This is a genomic window from Pseudomonas sp. NFACC45, from assembly GCF_900113505.1.
Lineage (GTDB): Bacteria > Pseudomonadota > Gammaproteobacteria > Pseudomonadales > Pseudomonadaceae > Aquipseudomonas > Aquipseudomonas tehranensis.
The window spans coordinates 35,058-60,710 of the sequence record NZ_FOPO01000007.1; the positions used below are offsets into that span (position 1 = coordinate 35,058).

The window sequence follows — 25,653 nt, forward strand, 5'->3', positions numbered from 1 at the left end:
GAGATTCTTATGGATAAACTGATTATTACCGGCGGCGTTCGTCTTGATGGCGAAATCCGCATCTCCGGGGCAAAGAACTCCGCCCTGCCGATCCTGGCCGCGACGTTGCTGTGCGATGGCCCGGTGACCGTGGCGAACCTGCCGCACCTGCACGACATCACCACCATGATCGAGCTGTTCGGTCGCATGGGCATTGAACCGGTGATCGACGAAAAGCTCAGCGTCGAGATCGACCCGCGCACCATCAAGACCCTGATCGCCCCGTACGAATTGGTGAAAACCATGCGTGCGTCGATTCTGGTACTGGGACCGATGGTGGCCCGTTTCGGTGAAGCCGAAGTTGCCTTGCCAGGTGGTTGCGCCATCGGCTCGCGTCCGGTGGACCTGCATATCCGCGGCCTGGAAGCCATGGGTGCGGTGATCGACGTCGAGGGCGGCTACATCAAGGCCAAGGCGCCTGAAGGCGGTCTGCGCGGGGCTCACTTCTTCTTCGATACCGTCAGTGTGACCGGTACCGAGAACATCATGATGGCGGCCGCACTGGCCCGCGGCCGCAGCGTATTGCAAAACGCCGCCCGTGAGCCTGAAGTGGTCGATCTCGCCAACTTCCTGATCGCCATGGGCGCCAAGATCAGCGGCGCTGGCACCGATACCATCACCATCGATGGTGTCGAGCGCCTGCATTCGGCCACTTACAAAGTGATGCCGGACCGGATCGAAACCGGCACCTACCTGGTGGCTGCTGCTGTCACCGGTGGCCGCGTCAAGGTCAAGGACACCGATCCGACCATCCTTGAAGCCGTCCTGGAGAAACTCAAGGAAGCCGGTGCCGAAGTCACCTGCGGCGAAGACTGGATCGAAGTGAACATGCACGGCAAGCGGCCTAAAGCCGTCAACGTGCGGACCGCCCCGTACCCGGCGTTCCCGACGGACATGCAGGCGCAGTTCATTTCGCTCAATGCCATTGCCGAAGGCACCGGAGCGGTCATCGAAACGATCTTCGAAAACCGCTTCATGCATGTGTACGAACTGCATCGCATGGGTGCCAAGATCCAGGTCGAAGGCAACACCGCCATCGTGACCGGTACTGAGAAACTCAAGGGCGCGCCAGTGATGGCCACCGACCTGCGGGCTTCGGCCAGCCTGGTGATTTCGGCCCTGGTTGCCGAAGGCGATACCCTGATCGACCGTATCTACCACATCGACCGTGGTTACGAGTGCATCGAAGAGAAACTGCAGATGCTCGGCGCCAAGATCCGCCGCGTACCGGGCTAGGTCCGGCTGCATGGGCGCAGGGACGCGCCTGTTGATTTCGTTTCAGGTCGAGGGTGGTAACACCCTCGATGTGTGTCCGGCGCCGCTTGCGACCGGGCATGAGTACCTTGATAAGGACTGACGTTTCCCATGTTGACCATTGCACTGTCCAAGGGCCGCATCCTTGATGACACCTTGCCGCTTCTGGCTGAAGCGGGCATCGTGCCGACCGAGAATCCGGACAAGAGCCGCAAGCTGATCATTCCCACGACTCAAGCCGATGTACGCTTGCTGATCGTGCGCGCCACCGATGTTCCGACTTACGTTGAACATGGCGCCGCCGACCTGGGCGTTGCCGGTAAGGACGTGCTGATGGAGTACGGCGGCCAGGGCCTGTACGAGCCTCTGGACCTGCGGATCGCCCGCTGCAAGCTGATGACCGCCGGCAAAGTCGGCGCGCCAGAGCCCAAAGGGCGTTTGCGGGTGGCGACCAAGTTCGTCAACATTGCCAAGCGTTATTACGCCGAGCAGGGCCGTCAGGTCGACATCATCAAGTTGTACGGTTCGATGGAGCTGGCGCCGCTGATCGGCCTGGCGGACAAGATCATCGATGTGGTCGACACCGGCAACACACTGCGGGCCAATGGCCTGGAACCCCAGGATTTCATCGCTGACATCACCTCCCGGCTGATCGTCAACAAGGCTTCGATGAAAATGCAGCACGCCCGTATCCAGGCTCTGATCGATACCCTGCGCAAGGCAGTGGAATCGCGACACCGCGGCTGATTCACCTGCGCGACCTTGAGTCGCGCCCGTCTATCCGTGTCATAGCCAATTTTCTCAGGTGCCCACGCGAATGGACTGGTAGCTTAGGGCGCCTGAGCATTTGCCATTAATGAGGCCCTCGCTATGACCGCTCCCACTTCGATTCGCCGACTCAACGCTGCCGATCCGGATTTTGCGCATCATCTGGATCATCTGCTGAGCTGGGAAAGTGTGTCTGATGACTCGGTCAATCAGCGGGTGCTGGACATCATCAAGGCTGTGCGCGAGCGTGGCGACGCAGCTTTGGTGGAATTCACCCAGAAATTCGATGGCCTGCAAGTGGCGTCCATGGCCGACCTGATCCTGCCGCGCGAGCGTCTGGAGCTGGCCCTGACCCGGATCACCGTGCCGCAGCGCGAAGCCCTGGAAAAAGCCGCATCGCGGGTGCGCGACTATCACGAGAGGCAGAAACAGGATTCCTGGACTTACACCGAAGCCGACGGCACGGTGCTGGGTCAAAAGGTCACGCCGCTGGACCGCGCCGGCTTGTACGTGCCGGGTGGCAAGGCGTCGTATCCGTCCTCGGTGTTGATGAACGCCATTCCGGCCAAGGTCGCCGGCGTGACCGAAGTGGTCATGGTGGTGCCGACCCCTCGCGGTGAAATCAACGAACTGGTGCTGGCCGCCGCCTGCATCGCAGGCGTGGACCGGGTGTTCACCATCGGCGGTGCCCAGGCCGTGGCGGCTCTGGCCTATGGCACCGAGAGCGTGCCGCGGGTCGACAAGGTGGTGGGTCCTGGCAACATCTATGTCGCCACCGCCAAGCGTCATGTGTTCGGTCAGGTCGGTATCGATATGATCGCCGGCCCGTCGGAGATCCTGGTGGTGTGCGATGGCCAGACCGACCCGGATTGGATCGCCATGGATCTGTTTTCCCAGGCCGAGCACGACGAAGACGCCCAGGCGATCCTGGTCAGCCCGGACGCCGAGTTCCTCGACAAAGTGGCCGCCAGCATCGATAAGCTGCTGCCGACCATGGAGCGCGCCGAGATCATCAGCACCTCGATCAACGGTCGCGGCGCGCTGATCAAGGTCAAGGACATGGAGCAGGCTATCGAGGTTGCCAACCGCATCGCGCCGGAGCACCTGGAGTTGTCGGTCGCTGACCCGCAAGCCTGGCTGCCGCAGATCCGCCACGCCGGTGCGATCTTCATGGGCCGCCACACCAGCGAAGCCCTGGGCGACTATTGCGCAGGTCCCAACCACGTGTTGCCGACTTCCGGTACGGCGCGTTTCTCGTCGCCGCTGGGGGTGTATGACTTCCAGAAACGTTCGTCGATCATCTTCTGCTCCGAGCAAGGTGCGTCCGAACTGGGCAAGACCGCTTCGGTGCTGGCCCGTGGCGAGTCGCTGAGCGCCCACGCCCGCAGTGCCGAATACCGCATTCTTGACGACAAGCAAGGAGACTGAACATGAGTAAATTCTGGAGCCCGTTCGTCAAGAACCTGGTGCCTTATGTGCCGGGTGAACAGCCGAAACTGACCCGCCTGGTCAAGCTCAACACCAACGAGAACCCCTACGGCCCATCGCCCAAGGCCCTGGCGGCGATGCAAACCGAGCTGAACGACAACCTGCGCCTGTACCCGGATCCCAACAGCGATCTGCTGAAAAACGCCGTGGCCGGCTATTACGGTGTGCAAAGCAATCAGGTGTTCCTGGGCAATGGCTCGGACGAAGTGCTGGCGCACATTTTCCACGGCCTGTTGCAACACGATCAGCCGCTGTTGTTCCCGGATATCAGCTACAGCTTCTATCCGGTGTATTGCGGGTTGTACGGCATCCAGTTCGACGCGGTGCCGCTGGACGCGCAGTTCCAGATCGACCCGGCGGACTATGCCAAACCAAACGGCGGGATCATCTTTCCCAACCCGAATGCCCCAACCGGTTGCCTGTTGGCCCTGGAAGCGGTCGAGCAGATCCTCAAGGCTAGCCCGGACTCGGTGGTGGTGGTCGATGAAGCCTATATCGACTTCGGAGGCGAGACAGCCATCAGTCTGGTGGACCGCTATCCGAACCTGCTGGTCACCCAGACCCTGTCCAAGTCCCGCTCATTGGCAGGGTTGCGGGTGGGCCTGGCGGTGGGCCATCCGGACCTGATCGAAGCGCTGGAGCGGATCAAGAACAGCTTCAACTCCTACCCGCTGGATCGCCTGGCGAACGTCGGTGGCGCGGCGGCGTTCGACGATCGGGAGTATTTCGAGCAGACCTGCCGGTTGGTCATCGAGCACCGTGAATGGGTGGTGGCGCAGTTGCAAGCCAAGGGCTTTGACGTGTTGCCTTCGGCGGCCAACTTCATCTTCGCCCGTCACCCCCGGTACGATGCGGCAGGGCTGGCGGCGAAATTGCGCGAGCAGGGCGTGATCGTGCGGCACTTCAAGCAGGAACGGATTGCCCAGTTCCTGCGGATCAGCATTGGTACGCCGGAGCAGAACCAGGCGTTGGTCGACGCCCTCGGCGAACTCTAAGAGCCCGGTGAAAATCCCTGTGGGAGCAAGGCTTGCCCGCGATGGCGGTGGTTCAGTCAGCATTTAAGTTGACTGACACCGCGCTATCGCGGGCAAGCCTTGCTCCCACAGGTCAATCTTTCCCACTGATCAATGCGCCTATCAGTGTGGGTTATTCGTGATGCTCTTCACCCAGGAAGGTCAGCGAGGTGAACACCCCACGGGTTGCCACGTCCTTGTTGTCCTTGAGCGCAATCTCCATCTGCGCGGCGATCACATTCAACCCCTCGTTACGCACCAGCACTTTGGCCCGGCCTTCGGCGTCGGTTTCAGCCGATACGGTGTCCGGTGCGCTGCGGTAATCACCCACCAGCTTCACCCCGGCGGCCGGTTTGCCGTCCAGCAGCACCCGAACCGGCAGTGACTGGCCCGGGCCTACGCTCAGCGGGTCGACTTCCGGCAGGATCAGGAACTTGACCTGATCGAGTTTTGGCAACTTCGCCCCCGGCTCGTAGATCGCCAGGCTGTACTTGAAGGTGTGGGTCGACTCAATCGCCCCCGGCACCTTGCTGCGACCTTCGTTGATCCACTTCTTGTCGGCGGTCTGGGACCACATGCCGTTGTCCAGCTCCACGGCCATCACGGCGGGTGGCTTGAGGGGTTGCAGGCGAGCATGGTCGGGCAAGCGTTCCACGGTGACCGGGATCATCTTGCCGCCCAGGTCATAGGCCCAGGCGCCGCTGATTTTCTGCGCCTTGAAGGCATTGTCCTCGGCGCCGTGGCCGTAAATCACTTCGATGTTGCCGCGCCGTTGTTCGGTCCACAGGCCATGGGCCGAGGCCTGTGTGGCCAGGAACAGGCTGAGCAGGGCGAAGGTCTTGGAGTATTTCATTGATTTTCCTTTTTACAGATCAAGGGTGAGGCTGACGGTAAAGTTGCGTGGCTCGCCGGGGTTGACCCAGTAGTTGCTGTAGGAGCGCTCGTAGTATTTTTCGTCGAAGACGTTGTTCAGGTTCAGGCCCACGGTGACGTTGTCGCTGGCCTTGTAATGGGCCAGCAGATCCACCGTGTGGTAGGCCGGCAGTTCGAAGTCCTTGCCGGCTTCGCCCGAGCGATCCCCGACGTATGTGAATGCCGCACCCACGTCGGAACCGCGCAGTTGCCCGTCCTGGAACTCGTAGACGCCGAGCAGGCTGCCGCTGTGCTTGGCCACGCCAAGGATCCGGCTGCCGGTGGGAATGGTTTCGTCACCCTTGGTTACCTCGGCATCGATGTAGGCGAAGGCGCCGATCACCCGGATGGCGTCAGTCACCTGTCCGGTGACTTGCAGGTCGACCCCCTGACTGCGGGCCTTGCCCATGGCGCGGCTGGAGTCAGTCGCCGGGTCGAGCGCCAGGACGTTTTCCTTCTCTATATGAAACGCCGCCAGGGTGGTGCTCACACGGTCGTCGAACAGCTCGCTTTTGATCCCCACTTCATAGCCAACGCCTTCCTCCGGATCGAAGGTTTTACCCCCGGCATCCAGGCCATTGTTGGGCTTGAACGAGGTGGAAGCGTTGGCGAACAGTCCGACCTCGGGTGTCAGTTGGTACAGCAGGCCGGCCCGTTGCGTGAAGGCGTCATGACGCTGGCGGCTGGGGACCCCGGTGTTGTGATCGTCAATGCTCTGCTCGAAATGCTCATAACGCACGCCGAGCATGCCCCGCAGTTTGTCGGTGAAGACGATCTGGTCCTGCAGGTTCAACGCACGGCTTTTCACCCGTTCGAAGAAGTCGCTGCCGGTACGTTGACCATCAGGTTTCGGCTGACCATAGACCGGTTGATAGATGTCGATGGGGTAAGTGCCACCGTTGATTCTGGTCACGCGCTCGTTCTTGCGGTAGTCCTCGTATTCACTGCCGATCAGCAGTTCGTGCTGCCAGGGGCCCAGGTCGAACAGGCCCCGCAGTTCCAACTGGGTGATGCTGTCGTGCCAATTGTTGTCGCGCTCACGGTAGCGGCGGTTCACCGTGTGGCCGTCGGCGTTCAGCGGGAGTGCCTCGGAGGCAAAGCCCCAGAGTTCACCCTGCTTGTAATGGCTGGCCAGGCGCAGTTGCCAGGCGTCATTGAGCTGATGCTCGAGGGCGGCCTGGAGCATGTTGTTGTGGTTGTCGATGTCGCCGTCGTTGGGTTCGCCCAGGAAGGTCGAGCGGGAAACGCCGCTCCAGCGGTTGTTCGGGGCGACGATGCCGCGGTCGAATGTCGAGCTGTGGCGCACGATTTCGCTTTCCACCAGCAGACGGGTGTCGGGACTCAGTTGCCAACTGATGGAGGGCGCGACGAAGACGCGCTTGCTCTGGACGTGATCGCGAAAGCTGTGATTGTCCTCGACCGCCAGGTTGACCCGCGACAGCAGACTGCCCTCAGCGTCCAGCGGCGTGTTGACGTCCAGGGCGGTGCGGTAGCGATCCCAGCTGCCAGCGCTGGTTTGCAGGGTGGTGAAGGCTTCGGGCTGGGGTTTTTTGGTGACGATGTTCACCGTGCCGCCGGGGTCGCCGCGCCCGTAAAGGCTGGCCGCCGGTCCTTTGAGCACTTCGATGCGTTCGATGTTGGCCGCGTCCGGCGTACTCGGATAACCGCGGTTGGCGCTGAAACCGTCCTTGTAGAACTCCGAAGTGGTAAAACCGCGCACGCTGTATTCGTAGAGCGTCAGGCCACCGAAGTTGTTTTGCTTCGACACGCCGCCGGCATATTCCAGGGCTCGTTCAACGTTGGTGCTGCCCAGGTCCTTGAGAACGCTGGCGGGGATCACGCTGATCGATTGCGGGATGTCCCGCAGGGCGGTATCGGTTTTGGTGGCGCTGGCCGAGCGAGTGGCGCGATAACCCGTTACGGGACCGGCAGGGGATTCGTAGTCGGCAGAGACGTTGATGGCGTCCAGTTCCATCGGCTGGATTTCCTCGGCCATAACCGGTTCACCCAGCAGACCCAGGGCCAGGCTGGCGAGGGAAATCCGTTTTAGAGATGACATGTTATGTTGTTCCAATTCTTAGAATGGAAACAATATAACACTACTAATGAGAATATATGCTATTCCTGGCTAACTAAAATAACCGAGGCGAACGCGGTCTCTTTAGGGCGAGGGAACTTGCTCCCGCTGGGCTCTGTAGGAGCCGTCGAGTGCAACGAGGCTGCGATCTTGTCCCAGACAGTTGAGTCGCAAGCGAAAGATCAAGATCTAAAGATCGCAGCCTTCGGCAGCTCCTACAGAGCCCAGCGGGAGCAAGCTCCCTCGCCACGGGGTTACTCTTCTTCCTTGAGCACCACCGGTGCCGGCGGTGGGCGCAAACCAATTTCAGCGGTGAGCTTGAGCTCCTTGCCGTTGCGCATCACCTGGATGGTGACCTTGTCGGTGGGTTTGATCCGCGCCACCTGGTTCATTGAGCGGCGGCCATCGCCAGCCGGTTCGCCGTCGATGCTCAGGATCACGTCGCCCAGTTGCAAGCCGGCCTTCTGGGCCGGGCCATCGCGGAAAATGCCTGCTACCACGATCCCGGGACGCCCGGACAGGCCGAAGGATTCTGCCAGCTCCTGGGACAGCGGCTGCACTTCAATACCCAGCCAGCCCCGAATCACCTGGCCGTGTTCGATGATGGACTTCATCACTTCCATGGCCAGCTTCACTGGAATCGCAAAACCGATGCCCTGACTGCCGCCGGACTTGGAGAAAATCGCCGTGTTGATCCCGGTCAGATTGCCGTTGGCATCCACCAGCGCGCCGCCGGAGTTCCCGGGGTTGATCGCGGCGTCGGTCTGGATGAAGTCTTCGTAATTGTTCAGGCCCAACTGATTGCGCCCAGTGGCGCTGATGATGCCCATGGTCACGGTCTGGCCGACGCCGAAGGGGTTGCCGATGGCCAGGGCGACATCGCCGATGCGAATGCTGTCGGAACGCCCAATGGTGATGGCCGGCATGTTCTTCAGGTCGATCTTCAGCACCGCGAGGTCGGTTTCCGGGTCGCTGCCGATCACCCGGGCCAGGGTTTCGCGACCATCCTTGAGGGCCACCACGATCTGGTCGGCGCCGCTGGTGACGTGGTTATTGGTCAGAATATAACCTTCCGGGCTCATGATCACGCCCGAACCCAGGCTCGACTCCATGCGTTTCTGCTTGGGCGAGTTGTCGCCGAAGAAGCGCCGGAACTGCGGGTCTTCGAACAGGGGATGGCTGGACTTGTTGACGACCTTGGTGGTGTACAGGTTGACCACGGCCGGTGCCGCGATGGTCACGGCGTCGGCATAGGACACCGGTCCTTGCTGCAGTGCCTTGGTCTGTGGCGCCTGCTGCAGGTTGACGTCGAGGCTCGGCAGGCCGACCCACTCTGGATAACGCTGGATAATCAGTAGAGCGACAAGCACGCCGGCCAACAGAGGCCAGCCGGAAAAACGCAGCGCCTTGAGCATTAAGCACGTCCTACGAAGGTTGCAGACGGAGTGAGACCGCCCATAATGTCGCGCATTATACGAGGCCGCGCGCGCCTCTGAACGGGATATTTAGGAGTCTTTTCATGGCCGTAGCCCTGAACACCCTGGTAGAAGAAGCGGATCGTTATCTGGCTGCGGGCAGGATTGCCGATTACTGCCCCAACGGCTTGCAGGTCGAAGGGGCCCCTCAGGTCACGCGCATTGTCAGCGGCGTCACCGCCAGCCAAGCGTTGCTCGATGCCGCAGTGGAGGCTGACGCTGATCTGGTGCTGGTGCATCACGGGTATTTCTGGAAAGGCGAAAATCCGTGCGTGACCGGCATGAAGCAGCGTCGCCTCAAAACCTTGCTCAAGCACGACATCAGTCTGTTGGCCTATCACTTGCCGCTGGATCTGCATGCCGAGGTGGGCAATAACGTGCAATTGGCCCGCCAGTTGGACATTACCGTCGAAGGACCGCTGGACCCGGACAACCCCAAGGTGGTCGGTCTGGTGGGCTCTTTGTCCGAACCGATGACGCCTCGGGACTTCGCCCGTAAAGTGCAGGACGTCATGGGCCGCGAGCCTTTGTTGATCGAAGGCGAACAGATGATCCGCCGGGTCGGCTGGTGCACTGGCGGAGGCCAGGGTTATATCGATCAGGCCGTGCTGGCCGGGGTGGATCTGTTTCTCAGTGGCGAGGCGTCCGAGCAGACTTTCCATAGCGCCCGGGAAAACGGCATCAGCTTCATCGCCGCCGGGCACCACGCGACCGAGCGCTATGGTGTGCAGGCATTGGGCGATTACCTGGCGCGGCGCTTTGCTTTGGAGCATATCTTCATAGATTGCCCGAATCCCATTTGATTGCTTATAACTCCTGTGGGAGCGGGCTTGCTCGCGAATGCGGTGGTTCAGTTGCATAAAAGTTGACTGACCCACCGCATTCGCGAGCAAGCCCGCTCCCACAAAGTCTGTGGTAACGCCCGAACCCTCAGGCATATCCATATGCTGTTTCGATCTAGTTGGCGCCCTGATTAGAAGAGGTCGCTGTGCTAGGATTCCCCGCTCGAACACGGCCCGCTGGCCGTTCATAAGAAAGTTTTCGTGAGTAGCCATGGTCGACAAACTGACGCATCTGAAACAGCTGGAGGCGGAAAGCATCCACATCATCCGCGAGGTGGCCGCCGAGTTCGATAACCCGGTGATGCTGTACTCCATCGGTAAAGACTCCGCCGTGATGCTGCACCTGGCACGCAAGGCGTTCTTCCCCGGCAAGCTGCCGTTTCCGGTGATGCACGTCGACACCCGCTGGAAATTCCAGGAAATGTACAAGTTCCGCGACCGCATGGTTGAAGAACTGGGCCTGGACCTGATCACTCACGTGAACCCGGACGGCGTGGCGCAAGGCATCAACCCGTTTACTCACGGTAGCGCCAAGCACACCGACATCATGAAGACCGAAGGCCTGAAACAGGCTTTGGACAAGTACGGTTTCGACGCTGCGTTCGGCGGTGCCCGTCGCGATGAAGAGAAGTCCCGCGCCAAGGAGCGCGTGTACTCGTTCCGCGACAGCAAGCATCGCTGGGATCCGAAGAACCAGCGCCCCGAGCTGTGGAACGTCTACAACGGCAAGGTCAACAAGGGCGAGTCGATCCGGGTATTCCCGCTGTCGAACTGGACCGAGCTGGACATCTGGCAGTACATCTACCTCGAAGGCATCCCGATCGTGCCGTTGTACTTCGCCGCCGAGCGTGAAGTGATCGAGAAGAACGGTACGCTGATCATGATTGACGACGAGCGCATCCTCGAGCACCTGTCCGATGAAGACAAAGCCCGTATCGTCAAAAAGAAAGTGCGTTTCCGCACCCTTGGCTGCTACCCGTTGACGGGCGCGGTGGAGTCCGAAGCCGAAAGCCTGACGGACATCATTCAGGAAATGCTCCTGACGCGAACTTCCGAGCGCCAGGGCCGGGTCATCGATCACGATGGCGCAGGCTCGATGGAAGATAAAAAACGTCAAGGTTATTTCTAAGGGGCTGTCATGTCGCATCAATCTGATTTGATCAGCGAGGACATCCTCGCTTACCTGGGCCAGCACGAGCGCAAAGAGCTGCTGCGTTTCTTGACCTGCGGTAACGTCGACGACGGCAAGAGCACCCTGATCGGGCGCCTGCTGCACGACTCCAAGATGATCTACGAAGATCACCTGGAAGCCATCACCCGCGACTCGAAGAAAGTCGGCACCACCGGTGACGACATCGATTTGGCGTTGCTGGTCGACGGCCTGCAGGCCGAGCGCGAGCAAGGCATCACCATCGATGTCGCGTACCGCTATTTCTCCACCGCCAAGCGCAAATTCATCATCGCCGACACCCCCGGCCATGAGCAGTACACCCGCAACATGGCCACCGGTGCTTCCACCTGTGACCTGGCGATCATCCTGGTGGACGCCCGCTACGGCGTGCAGACCCAGACCCGTCGCCACAGCTTTATCGCCTCGTTGCTGGGCATCAAGCACATCGTCGTGGCCATCAACAAGATGGACCTCAAGGACTTCGATCAGAGCGTGTTCGAGTCGATCAAGGCCGACTACCTGAAGTTCGCCGAAGGCTTGAAGATGAAGCCCACCAGCATGCACTTCGTGCCGATGTCGGCCCTCAAGGGCGACAACGTGGTGAACAAGTCCGAGCGCTCGCCGTGGTACACCGGCCAGTCGCTGATGGAAATCCTCGAGACCGTGGAAGTGGCGGGCGACCGTAACTTCACCGACCTGCGTTTCCCGGTGCAGTACGTCAACCGTCCGAACCTGAACTTCCGCGGTTTCGCCGGCACCCTGGCCAGCGGCATCGTGCACAAGGGCGACGAAGTGGTGGTGCTGCCTTCGGGCAAGAGCAGCCGCGTCAAATCCATCGTCACTTTCGAAGGCGAGCTGGAACACGCGGGCCCTGGTCAGGCGGTGACGTTGACCATGGAAGACGAGATCGACATCTCCCGTGGCGACCTGCTGGTGCATGCCGACAGTGTGCCGCCGGTGACCGACAGCTTCGAAGCGATGCTGGTGTGGATGGCCGAAGAGCCAATGCTGCCGGGCAAGAAATACGACATCAAGCGCGCCACCAGTTACGTGCCGGGCTCGATTGCCAGCATCGTCAACAAGGTCGACGTGAACACCCTGGAAGAAGGCCCGGCCAGCGCATTGCAGCTCAACGAAATCGGCAAGGTGAAGATCGCCCTGGATGCACCGATCGCCCTGGATGGTTACGAGAGCAATCGCACCACCGGCGCGTTCATCATCATCGATCGCCTGACCAATGGCACCGTGGGTGCCGGCATGATCGTGGCCCAGCCTTTGGCCCACGGCCACAGCACCCATCACGGCAAATTGGCCCATGTGTCGGTGGAAGAGCGCGCCCAGCGCTTCGGCCAGCAACCGGCCACGGTGCTGTTCAGTGGTCTGTCGGGCGCTGGCAAAAGCACGCTGGCCTATGCGGTGGAGCGCAAGCTGTTCGACATGGGCCGTGCGGTCTTCGTGCTCGATGGCCAGAACCTGCGTCATGACCTGAACAAAGGCTTGCCACAGGATCGTGGCGGGCGTACCGAAAACTGGCGCCGTGCGGCTCATGTCGCCCGCCAGTTCAACGAAGCCGGGCTGCTGACCCTCGCCGCGTTCGTCGCCCCGAATGCTGAAGGCCGTGAGCAGGCCAAGGACCTGATCGGCAAGGAGCGTCTGCTGACGGTCTATGTCCAGGCCTCGCCAGCGGTCTGTGCCCAGCGCGATCCGCAAGGGCTGTACGCTGCTGCCGGCGACAACATCCCGGGTGAGTCCTTCCCGTATGACGTGCCGCTGGACGCCGATCTGGTGATCGACACCCAGTCGCTGTCGCTGGAAGAAAGCGTCAAGCAGGTGCTGGATCTGCTGCGCAAGCGTGGGGCGATCTAAGGAACGCCGCTGTAACTAAAAGCCCGCAGATGAGTGATCATCTGCGGGCTTTTTATTGTCATCTCAAAGATCGCAGCCTTCGGCAGCTCCTACAGGTGTGCACAAGACCCTGTAGGAGCTGCCGAAGGCTGCGATCTTTTGATTTTAAATGGAGGGATACTCGCGATGCATCTGCTCAAGCAACGCATCCTTGTCCTGCCACAGCTGGTTGATCCAGCCCTGGAACTCCAGGCGATAGGTGCCGTCCTGGTCGTAGTTCCTGCCGATGAACTGCGGCGGGATCTTCAGTTCCTGGAAATGAACCACCACTTCGTCAACTTTCCCGCACAGTAAGTCCCAGTATCCCGGTCGGCCGGCCGGATAGTGGATGGTCACGTTGATGATCGACTCCAGCTGTTCGCCCATGGCATCGAGCACAAACGCAATGCCTCCGGCCTTGGGTTTGAGCAGGTAGCGAAACGGTGACTGTTGCTGGGCATGCTTGCCTTCGGTGAAGCGTGTGCCTTCGACGAAGTTGAAGATGCCCACGGGGTTGTTGCGAAATTTCGCGCAGGTCTTGCGGGTGGTTTCCAGGTCCTTGCCTTTCTTTTCCGGGTACTTCTCCAAGTAAGCCTTGGAGTAGCGCTTCATGAATGGGAACCCCAGGGCCCACCAGGCCAGGCCGATCACCGGTACCCAGATCAGCTCCTGCTTGAGAAAGAACTTCAGTGGACGAATGCGCCGGTTCAGCACGTACTGCAACACCATGATGTCAACCCAACTCTGGTGGTTGCTGGTGATCAGGTAGGAGTGCTGGTAGTCCAGGCCTTCCAGGCCGCTGAGGTGCCAGCGGGTGCGGCGCAGCAGGTTCATCCAGGCCTTGTTGTTGCTGATCCAGGCTTCATGAATGTGGCCCATCAGCCAGTCGGTGAAACGCTGGGCGGCTGGGAAGGGCAGCAACAGCTTGAAGATCGCCACGATGAACAGCGGGGTGCAGCAGGCGATGGTGTTCAACGCCAACAGCAGCGAGGCAATGACGCCGCGCACAGGAGCAGGCAGGAAATCCAGCATTTAAATATCCATGGGTCGGTTGGCGGCCTGGATCGCGGTCAGGGCGATGGTGTACACGATGTCGTCGACCTGAGCGCCGCGCGGCAAGTCGTTTACCGGTTTGCGCAGGCCTTGCAGCATGGGCCCGAGGCTGACGCAATCGGCGCTGCGTTGCACGGCCTTGTGGGTGGTGTTGCCGGTGTTCAGGTCCGGGAAGATGAACACTGTCGCGCGGCCGGCCACCTGGCTATTGGGCGCCAGTTGTCGGGCCACGGTTTCGTTGGCGGCGGCGTCGTATTGCAGCGGCCCGTCGATCAGCAAGCCGTGTTGCGCCTCGTGGGCCAGCAGGGTGGCTTCGCGGACTTTCTCCACCTCTTCGCCGCTGGCCGACTCGCCGCTGGAATAGCTGAGCATGGCCACCCGTGGCGTGATGCCGAACGCGGCAGCCGAGTCGGCGCTTTGCAGGGCAATCTCCGCCAGCTCCGCGGCGCTGGGATGCGGGTTCATCACGCAGTCGCCATAGACCAGCACTTCTTCGGGAAACAGCATGAAAAATACCGAAGACACCAGCGAGCATCCCGGGGCGGTCTTGATCAGTTGCAAGGCCGGACGGATGGTGTTGGCGGTGGAGTGGATAACGCCGGACACCAGCCCGTCGACCTCATCGAGCGCCAGCATCATGGTGCCGATCACCACGGTGTCCTCCAGTTGCTGTTCGGCCATCGGCGCGTTCAGACTTTTGCTCTTGCGCAGCCGCACCATCGGTTCAACGTAACGCTCGCGAATCGAATCCGGGTCGAGAATCTCCAGCCCCGGCGGCAGTTCGATGCCCTGGGCACGAGCCACGGCCTCGACGTCCGCCGGTTTGGCCAGCAGCACGCAGCGCGCGATGCCTCGGGCCTGGCAAATGGCGGCGGCCTGGACGGTCAGCGGTTCGCTGCCTTCAGGCAGCACAATGCGTTTGTCGGCGGCCTGGGCGCGCTGGATCAATTGGTAGCGGAACACCGCCGGCGACAAGCGCATTTCCCGTGGCGTACCGCAACGCTGATGCAGCCACTTGGCATCCAGGTGGCTGGCGACGAAATCGGTGATGATCTCTGCACGTTCGCGGTCGTCGATCGGAATTTCCTTGTTCAAGCCATTGAGCAGGTTGGCGGTGTCGTAAGACCCGGTACTGACCGACAGCACCGGAAGCCCCGCCTGCAAGGCGCCTCGACACAGGTCCATGATGCGCGGGTCGGGCAGGGTGTCGCTGGTCAGCAGCAGGCCGGCCAACGGTACGCCGTTGAGCGCTGCCAGGCTCACAGCCAGGATGATGTCGTCGCGATCGCCGGGAGTCACCACCAGCACGCCGGGCTTGAGCAGCTCCACGGTATTGCGCATGGTGCGGGCACAAATAATGATGTTGCTCATGCGCCGGGTTTCATAATCGCCAGCATTGAGCACCTGCGCGCCCATCAGGTCGGCCACGTCGCGGGTGCGCGGGGCGTTGAGTTCGGGGCGGAACGGGATGCAGCCGAGCAGGCGGAAATCACCGCTGCGCAACAGCGGCGAGTGCTCCTTGAGCCGTGCGGAGAAGGCCTCCATGCTTTCCTCGGTACGAACTTTGTTCAGGATCACGCCGAGGACTTTCGGGTCTTTGGGCCCGCCGAACAGTTGCGCCTGCAGCTCAACGCGACCGGAAAGCTCGGTCAGCACTTCGTTCTCCGGCGCCGACACCAGGATGACCTCGGCGTCCAGGCTCTTGGCCAGGTGCAGGTTGACCCGCGCGGCATAGCTGGCGTTGCGGGTCGGGACCATACCCTCGACGACCAGCACGTCCTTGCCGATGGCGGCCTGCTGGTAGAGGGTGATGATTTCTTCCAGCAACTCATCGAGCTGGCCGTCGCCCAGCATGCGTTCGACGTGCGCCAGACCCAGCGGCTGTGGCGGCTTGAGGCCGTGGGTGCGGGCCACCAGTTCGGTGGAGCGTTCCGGTCCGGTATCGCCGGGGTGGGGCTGGGCGATGGGTTTGAAAAAACCGACTTTCAGCCCGGCTCGTTCGAGTGTACGCACCAGCCCGAGGCTGATGGAGGTCAGACCCACACCAAAATCGGTGGGCGCGATAAAAAAAGTTTGCATGCGAATTCTCTAAAGGTGCATGGCAAAGGCGAGGCTATAACTGCCGTCTACCGTCAATTCAGGCGCCAAGGTTATCGCTAACCGGGGCCTGTGCGCACCAGCCGCAGTCAAAGGGCTGGCCAATTTTTTCAGTACGTTGGACTGGGTCCAGCACCCAGCTGCGTGATTGCCACGGTGGTTGGTGGCGCAGGTGCTGGGTATGGCCGCAGGACAGCTCGGCCACCCAGTGCCCGTCCTCGTCCTGATGAAAACCTGTGACCGTCGGTCTATTCGAGCAGGGCCGTTTGTCCGGGTTCCGTTCGCTTTCGGGCAAATCCTTGTTTAGACTTGTCCGTTCTTCATTCTTATGCAAAAGGTCTCGCCCCATGCTGATCGCCGCCAATAAGGCTGTCTCCATCGACTATACCCTGACCAACGACGCTGGTGAGGTCATCGACAGCTCTGCCGGCGGCGCTCCGCTGGTCTACCTGCATGGCGCAGGCAACATCATCCAGGGTCTGGAAAAAGCCCTGGAAGGCAAAACTTCCGGTGACGAACTGAACGTTACCGTTGAGCCGGAAGATGCTTATGGCGAATACTCCGCCGAGCTGGTCAGCACCCTGAGCCGCAGCATGTTCGAGGGCGTGGATGAGCTGGAAGTAGGCATGCAGTTCCACGCTTCGGCGCCCGATGGCCAGATGCAGATCGTCACCATCCGCGACCTGGAAGGCGATGACGTCACCGTTGACGGCAACCACCCGTTGGCCGGTCAGCGCTTGAACTTCCAGGTCAAGATCGTCGACATCCGTGATGCCAGCCAGGAAGAAATCGCCCATGGTCACGTCCATGGCGAAGGTGGTCATCACCACTGATTTGTGCGCTACGCTCAAGTGAACTGGAAAGGCGCCTTACGGCGCCTTTTTAGTCGGTTGCTGTTAGCATCGTCCATGGCTGTTCGAAAAGATCCGCAAACCTGGAGTTCGTCATGAGTGCTTTTCACGACCTTAAACTTAAAGCCCTGGATGGTCAGGAACTTGATCTGGCGCCGTTCAAGGGGCAAGTCGTGCTGGTGGTCAATGTCGCCTCCAAATGTGGCCTGACACCTCAGTACGCTGCGTTGGAAAACCTCTATCAGCAATACAAGGCCAAGGGTTTCTGTGTGCTGGGCCTGCCTTGCAACCAGTTCGCCGGACAAGAGCCGGGAACGGAACAGGAAATCCAGAGTTTCTGCAGCCTCAATTATGGTGTGACGTTCCCGTTGTCCAGCAAGCTGGAAGTCAACGGGCACGACCGTCATCAGTTGTACCGTCTGCTGGCAGGCGAGGGGGCCGAGTTTCCGGGGGACATCACCTGGAACTTCGAGAAGTTCCTGCTGGGCAAGGACGGGCGGGTGCTGGCGCGTTTCTCACCGCGCACGGCGCCGGATGATCCGGCCGTGATCCAGGCTATTGAAAAAGCGTTGGCTTGATTCCCGGGAATTTGCAGAGGTAGGAGATGCCGAAGGCTCGGGCCGCGTTCGGACGACCCTTTGCTCTTCACTTGAGACTCAAGTGTCAGGGGAAAGATCGCAGCCTCGTTGCACTCGACAGCTCCAACACACCTTCCTTTTGATCCACAATCATTCAAATCAATAGTGCTATCCATTGCTCTCCACGGTCCATATTATCGCTGTCATATTCGACCTGCGACCCTGTTTCCGTGGAGTGTCCCATGCCTGTAAAAGCCTTGTTCAAACCCTTCCATCTCGGTGCGCTGGAGCTGCCGACCCGGGTAGTGATGGCGCCGATGACTCGCTCCTTTTCCCCAGGCGGCGTGCCGAACGCCAAGGTCGTGGAGTATTACCGCCGTCGCGCGGCGGCCGGCGTCGGTCTGATCATCACCGAAGGCACGACCGTCGGGCACAAGGCCTCCAACGGTTATCCGAACGTGCCGCATTTTTACGGCGATGCCGCGCTGGCCGGCTGGAAGCAAGTGGTTGATGCAGTGCATGCCGAAGGCGGCAAGATCGTTCCGCAGCTCTGGCACGTAGGTAACGTGCGGCGCTTGGGGACCGAGCCGGACGCCAGCGTGCCGGGCTATGGTCCGTCGGAAAAACTCAAGGACGGCCAGGTCGTGGTTCACGGCATGACCCAGGCGGATATCGACGAAGTCATTGCAGCGTTCGCCCAGGCGGCGAAAGACGCCCAGAGCATCGGCATGGACGGCGTGGAGATCCACGGCGCCCATGGCTACCTGGTGGACCAGTTCTTCTGGGAGGGCAGCAACCAGCGCACCGACGGTTACGGTGGAAGTCTGGCCAACCGTTCGCGCTTCGCCATCGAATTGATCCGCTCCGTGCGTGCTGCGGTAGGTGAAGGGTTCCCGATCATCTTCCGTTTCTCCCAATGGAAGCAGCAGGACTACACCGCGCGCCTGGTGCAAACGCCAGAGGCCTTGGGCGACTTCCTCAAGCCTTTGGCCGAGGCCGGTGTGGATATTTTCCATTGCTCGACCCGTCGCTTCTGGGAGCCTGAATTCGAAGGCTCCGAACTGAATCTGGCGGGCTGGACCCGCAAGCTGACCGGCAAGCCAACCATCACCGTCGGCAGCGTTGGCCTGGATGGCGAGTTCCTGCAGTTTATGGTCAACACCGACAAAGTCGCGCAGCCGGCCAGCCTGGAGAAACTGCTGGAGCGCCTGAACAATGATGAGTTCGACCTGGTGGCGGTGGGGCGAGCGCTGCTGGTAGATCCGGATTGGGCGCAAAAAGTGCGTGAAGGCCGGGAACAGGAGATCTTGCCGTTCAGCCGTGAGGCGTTGATGACACTGGTTTAAGCGGCGACTGGGCTGGCCCCTTCGCGAGCAGGCTCGCTCCCACATTCGATCTTCAGCGGATACATGATTTGTGTACGACCGGGATCCACTGTGGGAGCGAGCCTGCTCGCGATGGCGGTTTCAGCATCACCGATTCATTAACGCACCGTCGGCGCAGCAGGCATCACTGGCTCGCTAATACAAACCCCACGCAATTGCGTCTCGAACTGCTCGATCACCGATGGCCAGCCCTGGCGACTGGCATGCTGGCGCGCATTGAGCCGCACGCAACGCAAGGTTTCACGCTCCTCCAGTAGCCAGCGGGCCGCTTCGCAGAACGCCTCTTCATCCCCCGGCATGGCCAGTACACCGTTGTGACCGTGACGGATGTGTTGCGCCGCTGCGGCCTGATCATAGGCCACCACGCCCAACCCGGACGCCAGCGCCTCCAGCACCACATTGCCGAAGGTTTCGGTCAGGCTCGGAAAGACGAATACATCCCCGGACGCATAGTGGCAGGCCAGCGCTTCACCACGCTGTGAACCACAGAAGATCGCGTCGGGCAGTTCCTGCTCCAGGGTGAATCGTTGCGGGCCATCACCGACCACCACCAGTTTCATCCGCCGCTGCGGGAAAGCGCTGCACAGCGTGTCGAAACTGCGCTTGAGCAACCCGAGGTTTTTCTCCGGTGCCAAGCGCCCGACATGGATCACGGCGATGTCATCATCGCCCAAGCCCCAGGCTTCACGCAGAGCTGTCGAGCGCTTCATGGGCTGGAACAATTGGCTGTCCACCCCGCGAGACAACAGCGCCACGCGCTCGAAATGCCGGCGTTCCAGCTCCATGCGCTGACTGAGGCTCGGCACCAGGGTCAGGCTGGAGCGGTTGTGGAACCAGCGCAGGTAATGGGTGAGGGCACGACTCAACAACCCGAGGCCATACTGCTGGGTGTATTGCTGGAAATTGGTATGGAAGCCACTGACCACCGAGATGCCCAGGCGCCGGGCCGCCCGCAATGCCGATAAACCCAGCGGCCCTTCCGTGGCGATGTACAGCACGTCCGGGCGATGACGTTTCCAGCGCCGCAGCAGTTTGTGCATCGAAGCCTGGCCCCACTGCAAACCCGGATACCCCGGTAACGGCCAGCCGCGACACAGCAACAACTGCTCGTCACCGGCCTGGCGTTGGTCGCCAACCTGACGGGGCCGTATCAATTCCACCTGATGCCCGCGGGCGCGCAAGCCGTCGCACAGGCGGCCCAGGGTATTGGCCACGCCATTGATTTCCGGCGGGAAGGTTTCGGTGATGAGGGTGATATGCAGGTGTGTGGTCATGACCCCAGTGTCGACCGGGGCCATTTCGCCATTGTGACGCTTGAATGATGGATTTGTGACCGGTCAGCCCTGGCGGGCCAACGCGGTCTCGGCGCCTTGCTCGCGCACCCAGAACAAGGTCGCCCCGGCCACCGCCGCGGGCATCATCAGGATGTTGACGACCGGGATCAGCAGCACCAGGTACACGCTGCCGCCAAAACCCAGGCTCTGCCAGCGTTTTTCCCGCAGCCAGGCGAGCATTTCGTTCCAGCCCAGCTTGTGGTTGTCCGCCGGGTAGTCGATGTACTGGATCGCCATCATCCACACCCCGAACAGCAGCCATAACGGCGCGGCCACGATATTGATCACCGGAATGAAGGACAGCACCAGCAGGCCCAGGGCGCGGGGCAGGAAGTAGCCGAGCTTGCGTGCCTCCCGGGCCAAGGTGCGAGGGATCATGGCGATCAACTCACCCCAACTGAAGGCCGGGAAATCGTCGGTGCCACGGATCACCACTTCGACTTTCTCCGCGAGAAAACCGTTGAACGGCGCGGCGATGACATTGGCGAGCATGGTGAAGGTGAAAAACACCATCAGCACCACCAGCACCACGAACAGCGGCCACAGGACATAATTGAGAAAGCTCAGCCAATCCGGTAACGACGGCATCAGCGTGTCGACCCAAAGGCTGAACTGATGGGCGGCCAGGTAGATCAATCCGACGAACAGCACCAGGTTGATCACCAATGGCAACAGCACAAACAAGCGCAGACCCGGGCTTAGGACCAGTTTGAGTCCTTCTCGCAAATATTGCGGGCCGGACAGGACGGGGGCGGGCATAAGAGGCTCCGAGCGAAGATTAACGCGCCGACCATACCGGCTTTGCCTGGCTCGGGAAAGCATCGACATGGCGTGTAACAACGTTTGCCGAGTTTATTGAACTGACCGATCTGGATAGAGCTCACCTATGAGCTGGATTGTTAAACCGTATTTCCTTAATCTTCGCTCCCTCGATACGCTGCACCCATTCTTTTCAGGACTGTCGAACCCAAGCCTTCCCCAAGTGCGTCGACAGTCCCTTTTATTCGCGCCGCTCACCCGGCGTTCCGGCCCGCAAGGGCCGGTCAACAGGAGCAGGTCATGTCTGAAGTGCGTCATTCGCGAGTGATTATTCTCGGTTCCGGCCCTGCCGGTTACAGCGCTGCGGTTTATGCCGCCCGTGCCAACCTCAAGCCGTTGCTGATTACCGGCATGCAAGCCGGTGGTCAATTGACCACCACCACCGAAGTCGACAACTGGCCGGGCGATGTCCACGGTCTGACCGGCCCGGTGTTGATGGAGCGTATGAAAGAGCACGCCGAGCGCTTCGAGACCGAGATCGTTTTCGACCACATCAATGCCGTGGACTTCGCCGCCAAGCCGTACACCCTGACCGGTGACAGCGCGACCTACACCTGTGATGCCCTGATCATCGCCACCGGCGCCAGCGCTCGTTACCTGGGTCTGCCATCGGAAGAAGCCTTCATGGGCAAAGGCGTTTCCGCCTGCGCCACCTGCGACGGTTTCTTCTACCGCAACAAGCCTGTGGCTGTGGTGGGTGGTGGTAACACCGCCGTTGAGGAAGCCCTGTACCTGGCCAACATCGCCAGCACGGTCACTCTGATCCACCGTCGCGAAACCTTCCGCGCCGAGAAGATCCTGATCGACAAGCTCAATGCCCGTGTGGCTGAAGGCAAGATCATCCTCAAGCTCAACGCCACCCTGGATGAAGTGCTGGGCGACAATATGGGCGTGACCGGTGCCCGTCTGAAGAACAACGACGGCAGCTTTGACGAGATCAAAGTCGACGGCGTATTCATCGCCATCGGCCACACCCCGAACACTTCGTTGTTCGAGGGTCAGTTGGAACTCAAGGACGGTTACCTGGTGGTCAAGGGCGGCCGCGACGGCAACGCCACCGCCACCAGCGTCGAAGGTATCTTCGCGGCCGGCGACGTGGCGGACCACGTCTACCGTCAGGCGATTACCTCGGCGGGTGCCGGTTGCATGGCAGCCCTGGACACCGAGCGTTACCTGGACGGTCTGCAGAACGCTTCGTTCTGATTCAACAGGCATAAAAAAACCGGCTTCGGCCGGTTTTTTTGTACTTAGGCTCCACGCAAACCCTGTGGGAGCGGGCTTGCTCGCGAAGGCGGTGGGTCAGTCAACACTGTGCTGGCTGATCCACCGCATTCGCGAGCAAGCCCGCTCCCACAGGTTTTTTGTGTGGTCAGGAGAATCTGTATTTCAAGGCAGCTTCGCCAGGCAAGCTTCCAGAATATCCAGCCCTTCTTCCAACACCGTCGCCTCAGTCGTCAATGGCGCCAGTAGCCGAATGATGTGCCGTGATTTACCGCTGGGCATCAGCAACAAGCCAGACTCTCGCGCCAGGGCCAACAATTGGGTCAGTTGCGCCGATGCCGGGCTGCCGTCGGCATGGGCCAATTCGATGCCGCGCATCGCCCCGACGCCGGTCAGGCGGCCTAGGTAAGGTGACAGCCCGCGGCTGCGCCATGACTCATAGCGGCTGACAATTGCCTCTTCCTGTTGTGTGCCCCAAGCCTGCAGGTTCGCATCGGTCATTGCCTCCAGGGTTGCCAATGCGGCGGCGCAGGCGATGGGGTTGCCGGAATAAGTGCCGCCCAGGCCGCCTTTGGGCAGATTGTCCAGCAGCGCCTTGCGTCCCACCACGGCTCCCAGGGGGACGCCGCCGGCAATGCTTTTACCCAGCAGTATCAGGTCCGGCTCGATGCCCAGTCGCGAGAACGCAAAGCGCTGGCCGGTGCGGCCGAAGCCGGACTGGATTTCATCGATGATCAGCACGATACCCTTCTCGTCGCAGAACCGCCGCAGGGCCTGGGCAAAGGCAATATCCATCGGCAGGAAACCGGCTTCGCCCTGCACCGGTTCGACGATGAAACACGCCACGTCATTCACGTCGATCTCGACGCTGAACAACCGCTCCATGGCCTTCAGCGCCTCTTCGCAGGTGACGCCGTTGTCCTTGCTGGGGTAGGGCAGGTGATAGACCGGTCCGGGCAGTACGCCGACTTTCTGTTTGTAGGGCGCGACCTTGCCGTTGAGATTGAGAGTGGCCAGGGTTCTGCCGTGGAAAGCGCCATCAAAGGCGATGACGGCTGTGCGGCCGGTGGCGCCGCGTACGATCTTCAAGGCGTTTTCCGCGGCTTCGGCGCCGCTGTTGGTGAGCATGCCGCTGACCGGGTAATCCACCGGGACAAACGCTGCCAGGCGCTCCATCAATTCGATGTAGGGCGCGTGTGGGACAGCGTTGAAGGCGTAGTGCGTCAGCCGGGTTGCCTGTTCGCGGATAGCTTCGACGACACGGGGATGGCAGTGCCCGAGGTTCAACACGCCGATGCCGCCCACGAAATCGATGTAGCGTTTGCCGTCGGTGTCCCAGACCTCGGCATTTTTGCCGTGGCTGAGGCTGACGGGGTGCACGATTGAAATCGATTGGCTGATGGTTTCGCTGCTCATGGATGACGGCTCGGAAGAAGGAAAGATTCCCTTTATCTAAGCCGCGAGCAGAGGCGCCCGGCAAACGAAATAAAGTTGCCGGGTCAATCTTAAAAGTCGGGATGTGGGAATGTGTTGGTCAGCCAGGAGGAGCGCGGCCCTTGTGGTGAGGGGATTTATCCCCGCTGGGCTGCGCAGCAGCCCTAAGACCTGCTGCCTCGGTGTGTCAGACTGATGGGGTAACTGCTTTGGGGCTGCTACGCAGCCCAGCGGGGATAAATCCCCTCGCCACAAAAGCGGATCTCACCACACAGGTAGGGGCGATCAGCGCCGTTGCAGCGGCGGCGCCTCGAACTTCACCCCGGCCAACCCATGGGCCATCAGCGCCCGGATATTACCGTGGTCGCTGCCCTCAGGCGTGGCCAGTACTGAGCGGTAATGTTCGCCGAACGCCAGCAGCGCTTCTTCATCGCTCAAGCCTTCGAGCAGGGCCAGGCCCAGGGTCTTGCAGGAACCTTCGTTTTGCCCGGCGGCGTTGTCGACGTCACCGTTTCTGAAAGCCTGAGGCTGATAGTCGTAGCCATTGGCGATAAAGGCCAGGGTGTCGGCAAAAATATGTTCGCCGCTGTTGAGGCTGGCGCGCAGGGTGTTCAGGTCAGGCATCGGGTTTTCCTTTGGCGAACGCCGCTTGCTGTTCGGCGCTGGCTTCTTTCTGGTATTGGGCTTTCCACTCGGCGTAGGGCATGCCGTACACCACTTCGCGGGCGTCATCGAGGCTGACCTCGATCTGGCGTTCATCGGCCGCAGCCTTGTACCACTTGGACAGGCAGTTGCGGCAGAAGCCGGCGAGGTTCATCAGGTCGATGTTCTGCACATCCTTGCGGCTGTCCAGGTGGGCAACCAGCCGACGGAAAGCGGCGGCTTCAAGTTCGAGGCGTTGTTGATCGTTCATGGGCGTCTCTGCGAGACAGCTTCAAGGGGCGAGCTTCAAGCTGCAAGTTTGGATTACGGTGTCAGGCTTGAAGCTTACAGCTTGAGGCTTGTAGCTGCTACGAAGCAGCCCGGCTTGCAGCTAAAGTAATCGACACCGATTCGGCAAATCGCAAGGCGTGGGGCTTGTCGACTTCGACTTCGGCATACAGCACCGATTCGTTGGCCATGACCAGATCGAGCAGCTCCTGGGTCAGACGTTCGAGCAGGGCGAAACGGTTACCTTCCACGTGGGCGATGATCGCCTTGGTGATGGTGCGGTAGTTCAGTGCGTGGTCGATGTCGTTGTCACGCACCGCGTCCTGGGCCGCATAGAGGATGGTCAGGTTGATCAACACATCCTGTTTGTTGAGGATTTCGTCCTCGTTGATGCCAATGAACGTGCGCAAGCGCAAGTCCTTGACCTTGATGCGCGCCATGGCGGGTTGAAGTTGTGGCATTTATTTGCTCCGTCGAATCAATTGCAGGAACTCCTGGCGGGTGGTGCTGGATTCGCGAAAGACGCCGAGCATCACCGAGGTGTTCATGGTCGAGTTCTGTTTTTCGACACCGCGCATCATCATGCACATGTGCTGGGCCTCAATCACCACTGCAACGCCGGCGGCCTGGGTGACCTGCTGCACCGCGTCGGCAATTTGCCGGGTGAGGTTTTCCTGAATTTGCAGGCGGCGGGCGAACATGTCCACCAGCCGGGCGATCTTTGACAGCCCCAGGACCTTGCCCGTAGGAATATAAGCCACATGAGCCTTGCCGATGAAGGGCAACAGATGATGTTCGCACAGGGAATAGAGTTCGATGTCGGCGACGATCACCATTTCATCGCTGTCGGAGGCGAACAGGGCGCCGTTGACAATCTGATCGACGCTTTGTGCATAGCCGTGACAAAGGTACTGCATGGCCTTGGCCGCACGCACCGGAGTATCCAGCAGGCCTTCGCGTTCCGGGTCTTCACCCAGGCCGATGAGGATCTCGCGATAGTTCTTGGACGATAACGCCATGGTGCATCC

Annotated in this window: 24 protein-coding genes; 11 read left to right on the forward strand and 13 right to left on the reverse strand. The window is 60.7% G+C overall.

Translation table 11 applies throughout. The features are described from left to right. Positions 1–9: 9 nt before the first annotated feature. From murA to hisC, 4 genes are all read left to right on the forward strand, one after another. The gene (gene murA, locus BM132_RS14300) at positions 10–1,275 is read left to right on the forward strand and encodes a UDP-N-acetylglucosamine 1-carboxyvinyltransferase (protein WP_092394064.1); all 1,266 of its coding nucleotides are present in this window, start codon (positions 10–12) and stop codon (positions 1,273–1,275) included. A gap of 129 nt (positions 1,276–1,404) precedes the next feature. Beyond that, positions 1,405–2,040 (forward strand): ATP phosphoribosyltransferase, encoded by a 636-nt coding sequence (gene hisG, locus BM132_RS14305; protein WP_047228656.1) that lies wholly within the window; start codon positions 1,405–1,407, stop codon positions 2,038–2,040. A gap of 123 nt (positions 2,041–2,163) precedes the next feature. Further along, positions 2,164–3,489, forward strand: a complete 1,326-nt coding sequence (gene hisD / locus BM132_RS14310; protein ID WP_092394058.1) for a histidinol dehydrogenase — start codon at positions 2,164–2,166, stop codon at positions 3,487–3,489. Positions 3,490–3,491: 2 nt separating this feature from the next. Next, positions 3,492–4,544, forward strand: coding sequence for a histidinol-phosphate transaminase (gene hisC, locus BM132_RS14315; protein WP_092456096.1), 1,053 nt, complete (start codon positions 3,492–3,494; stop codon positions 4,542–4,544). Positions 4,545–4,695: 151 nt separating this feature from the next. Here hisC and BM132_RS14320 read toward each other — a convergent pair whose 3' ends face one another. The 3 genes from BM132_RS14320 to algW all read right to left on the reverse strand — a co-directional run bounded on the left by BM132_RS14320 (position 4,696) and on the right by algW (position 8,966). Next, a complete protein-coding gene (locus tag BM132_RS14320; RefSeq protein ID WP_092456099.1) occupies positions 4,696–5,415 on the reverse strand; it encodes a DUF4198 domain-containing protein in 720 nt (239 codons plus the stop codon). A 12-nt stretch (positions 5,416–5,427) separates the two neighbouring features. Then, complete coding sequence (locus tag BM132_RS14325; protein WP_092456101.1) at positions 5,428–7,533, reverse strand: TonB-dependent siderophore receptor; 2,106 nt, start codon at positions 7,531–7,533, stop codon at positions 5,428–5,430. A 272-nt stretch (positions 7,534–7,805) separates the two neighbouring features. Next, positions 7,806–8,966, reverse strand: coding sequence for a Do family serine endopeptidase AlgW (algW, locus tag BM132_RS14330; protein WP_092394046.1), 1,161 nt, complete (start codon positions 8,964–8,966; stop codon positions 7,806–7,808). A 104-nt stretch (positions 8,967–9,070) separates the two neighbouring features. On the opposite strand from algW, the gene BM132_RS14335 reads away from it, so the two are divergent. The 3 genes from BM132_RS14335 to cysN all read left to right on the forward strand — a co-directional run bounded on the left by BM132_RS14335 (position 9,071) and on the right by cysN (position 12,905). Beyond that, a complete protein-coding gene (locus BM132_RS14335) occupies positions 9,071–9,829 on the forward strand; it encodes a Nif3-like dinuclear metal center hexameric protein (protein ID WP_092456104.1) in 759 nt (252 codons plus the stop codon). A gap of 250 nt (positions 9,830–10,079) precedes the next feature. Then, entirely contained in the window at positions 10,080–10,997 is a 918-nt protein-coding gene (gene cysD, locus BM132_RS14340; protein WP_003178041.1) for a sulfate adenylyltransferase subunit CysD, read from the forward strand. A 9-nt stretch (positions 10,998–11,006) separates the two neighbouring features. Further along, positions 11,007–12,905, forward strand: coding sequence for a sulfate adenylyltransferase subunit CysN (gene cysN, locus BM132_RS14345; RefSeq protein WP_092456108.1), 1,899 nt, complete (start codon positions 11,007–11,009; stop codon positions 12,903–12,905). A 144-nt stretch (positions 12,906–13,049) separates the two neighbouring features. Here cysN and BM132_RS14350 read toward each other — a convergent pair whose 3' ends face one another. Genes BM132_RS14350 through BM132_RS14360 form a run of 3 tightly spaced genes read right to left on the reverse strand, consistent with a single transcriptional unit; the run spans position 13,050 to position 16,452 of the window. Then, positions 13,050–13,955, reverse strand: a complete 906-nt coding sequence (locus BM132_RS14350; protein ID WP_092456111.1) for an acyltransferase — start codon at positions 13,953–13,955, stop codon at positions 13,050–13,052. After that, positions 13,956–16,055 carry a phosphate acetyltransferase gene (pta, locus tag BM132_RS14355; RefSeq protein WP_092394032.1) on the reverse strand — a complete coding sequence of 700 codons (2,100 nt, stop codon included), beginning with the start codon at positions 16,053–16,055 and terminating at the stop codon, positions 13,956–13,958. It lies immediately after the preceding gene. A 58-nt stretch (positions 16,056–16,113) separates the two neighbouring features. Continuing rightward, complete coding sequence (locus tag BM132_RS14360; RefSeq protein ID WP_092394906.1) at positions 16,114–16,452, reverse strand: DUF3565 domain-containing protein; 339 nt, start codon at positions 16,450–16,452, stop codon at positions 16,114–16,116. On the opposite strand from BM132_RS14360, the gene BM132_RS14365 reads away from it, so the two are divergent. The 3 genes from BM132_RS14365 to BM132_RS14375 all read left to right on the forward strand — a co-directional run bounded on the left by BM132_RS14365 (position 16,421) and on the right by BM132_RS14375 (position 18,848). After that, positions 16,421–16,906, forward strand: coding sequence for an FKBP-type peptidyl-prolyl cis-trans isomerase (locus BM132_RS14365; RefSeq protein WP_047228645.1), 486 nt, complete (start codon positions 16,421–16,423; stop codon positions 16,904–16,906). The two genes, BM132_RS14360 and BM132_RS14365, sit on opposite strands and share 32 nt — an antisense overlap. A gap of 113 nt (positions 16,907–17,019) precedes the next feature. Next, entirely contained in the window at positions 17,020–17,502 is a 483-nt protein-coding gene (locus BM132_RS14370; RefSeq protein WP_092456114.1) for a glutathione peroxidase, read from the forward strand. 242 nt (positions 17,503–17,744) lie between these two features. Further along, positions 17,745–18,848, forward strand: coding sequence for an NADH:flavin oxidoreductase (locus tag BM132_RS14375; RefSeq protein WP_092456117.1), 1,104 nt, complete (start codon positions 17,745–17,747; stop codon positions 18,846–18,848). A 137-nt stretch (positions 18,849–18,985) separates the two neighbouring features. On the opposite strand, the gene BM132_RS14380 is transcribed toward BM132_RS14375, so the two are convergent. After that, positions 18,986–20,185, reverse strand: coding sequence for a glycosyltransferase family 4 protein (locus BM132_RS14380; RefSeq protein WP_092456120.1), 1,200 nt, complete (start codon positions 20,183–20,185; stop codon positions 18,986–18,988). A gap of 39 nt (positions 20,186–20,224) precedes the next feature. Beyond that, positions 20,225–20,980: a sulfate transporter CysZ gene (gene cysZ, locus BM132_RS14385; RefSeq protein ID WP_092394020.1), complete on the reverse strand. Its 756-nt coding sequence runs from the start codon at positions 20,978–20,980 to the stop codon at positions 20,225–20,227. 300 nt (positions 20,981–21,280) lie between these two features. Between cysZ and trxB the strand changes: the two genes are divergently transcribed. Further along, positions 21,281–22,243 carry a thioredoxin-disulfide reductase gene (gene trxB, locus BM132_RS14390; RefSeq protein WP_047228640.1) on the forward strand — a complete coding sequence of 321 codons (963 nt, stop codon included), beginning with the start codon at positions 21,281–21,283 and terminating at the stop codon, positions 22,241–22,243. A gap of 183 nt (positions 22,244–22,426) precedes the next feature. Here the strand turns inward: trxB and BM132_RS14395 are convergent, their stop codons facing one another. From BM132_RS14395 to folE, 5 genes are all read right to left on the reverse strand, one after another. Then, positions 22,427–23,677, reverse strand: a complete 1,251-nt coding sequence (locus BM132_RS14395) for a 2-aminoadipate transaminase (protein WP_092456123.1) — start codon at positions 23,675–23,677, stop codon at positions 22,427–22,429. 303 nt (positions 23,678–23,980) lie between these two features. Continuing rightward, positions 23,981–24,319 carry a HopJ type III effector protein gene (locus BM132_RS14400; protein ID WP_177218177.1) on the reverse strand — a complete coding sequence of 113 codons (339 nt, stop codon included), beginning with the start codon at positions 24,317–24,319 and terminating at the stop codon, positions 23,981–23,983. Next, positions 24,312–24,608, reverse strand: coding sequence for a DUF1244 domain-containing protein (locus BM132_RS14405; protein ID WP_063324421.1), 297 nt, complete (start codon positions 24,606–24,608; stop codon positions 24,312–24,314). The genes BM132_RS14400 and BM132_RS14405 overlap by 8 nt, the downstream gene beginning before the upstream one ends. 97 nt (positions 24,609–24,705) lie before the next feature. Then, on the reverse strand, positions 24,706–25,086 hold the full coding sequence (gene folX, locus BM132_RS14410; RefSeq protein WP_092394011.1) for a dihydroneopterin triphosphate 2'-epimerase: 381 nt from the start codon (positions 25,084–25,086) through the stop codon (positions 24,706–24,708). Further along, the gene (folE, locus tag BM132_RS14415; protein ID WP_092456129.1) at positions 25,087–25,644 is read right to left on the reverse strand and encodes a GTP cyclohydrolase I FolE; all 558 of its coding nucleotides are present in this window, start codon (positions 25,642–25,644) and stop codon (positions 25,087–25,089) included. Between the last annotated feature and the right edge of the window lie 9 nt (positions 25,645–25,653).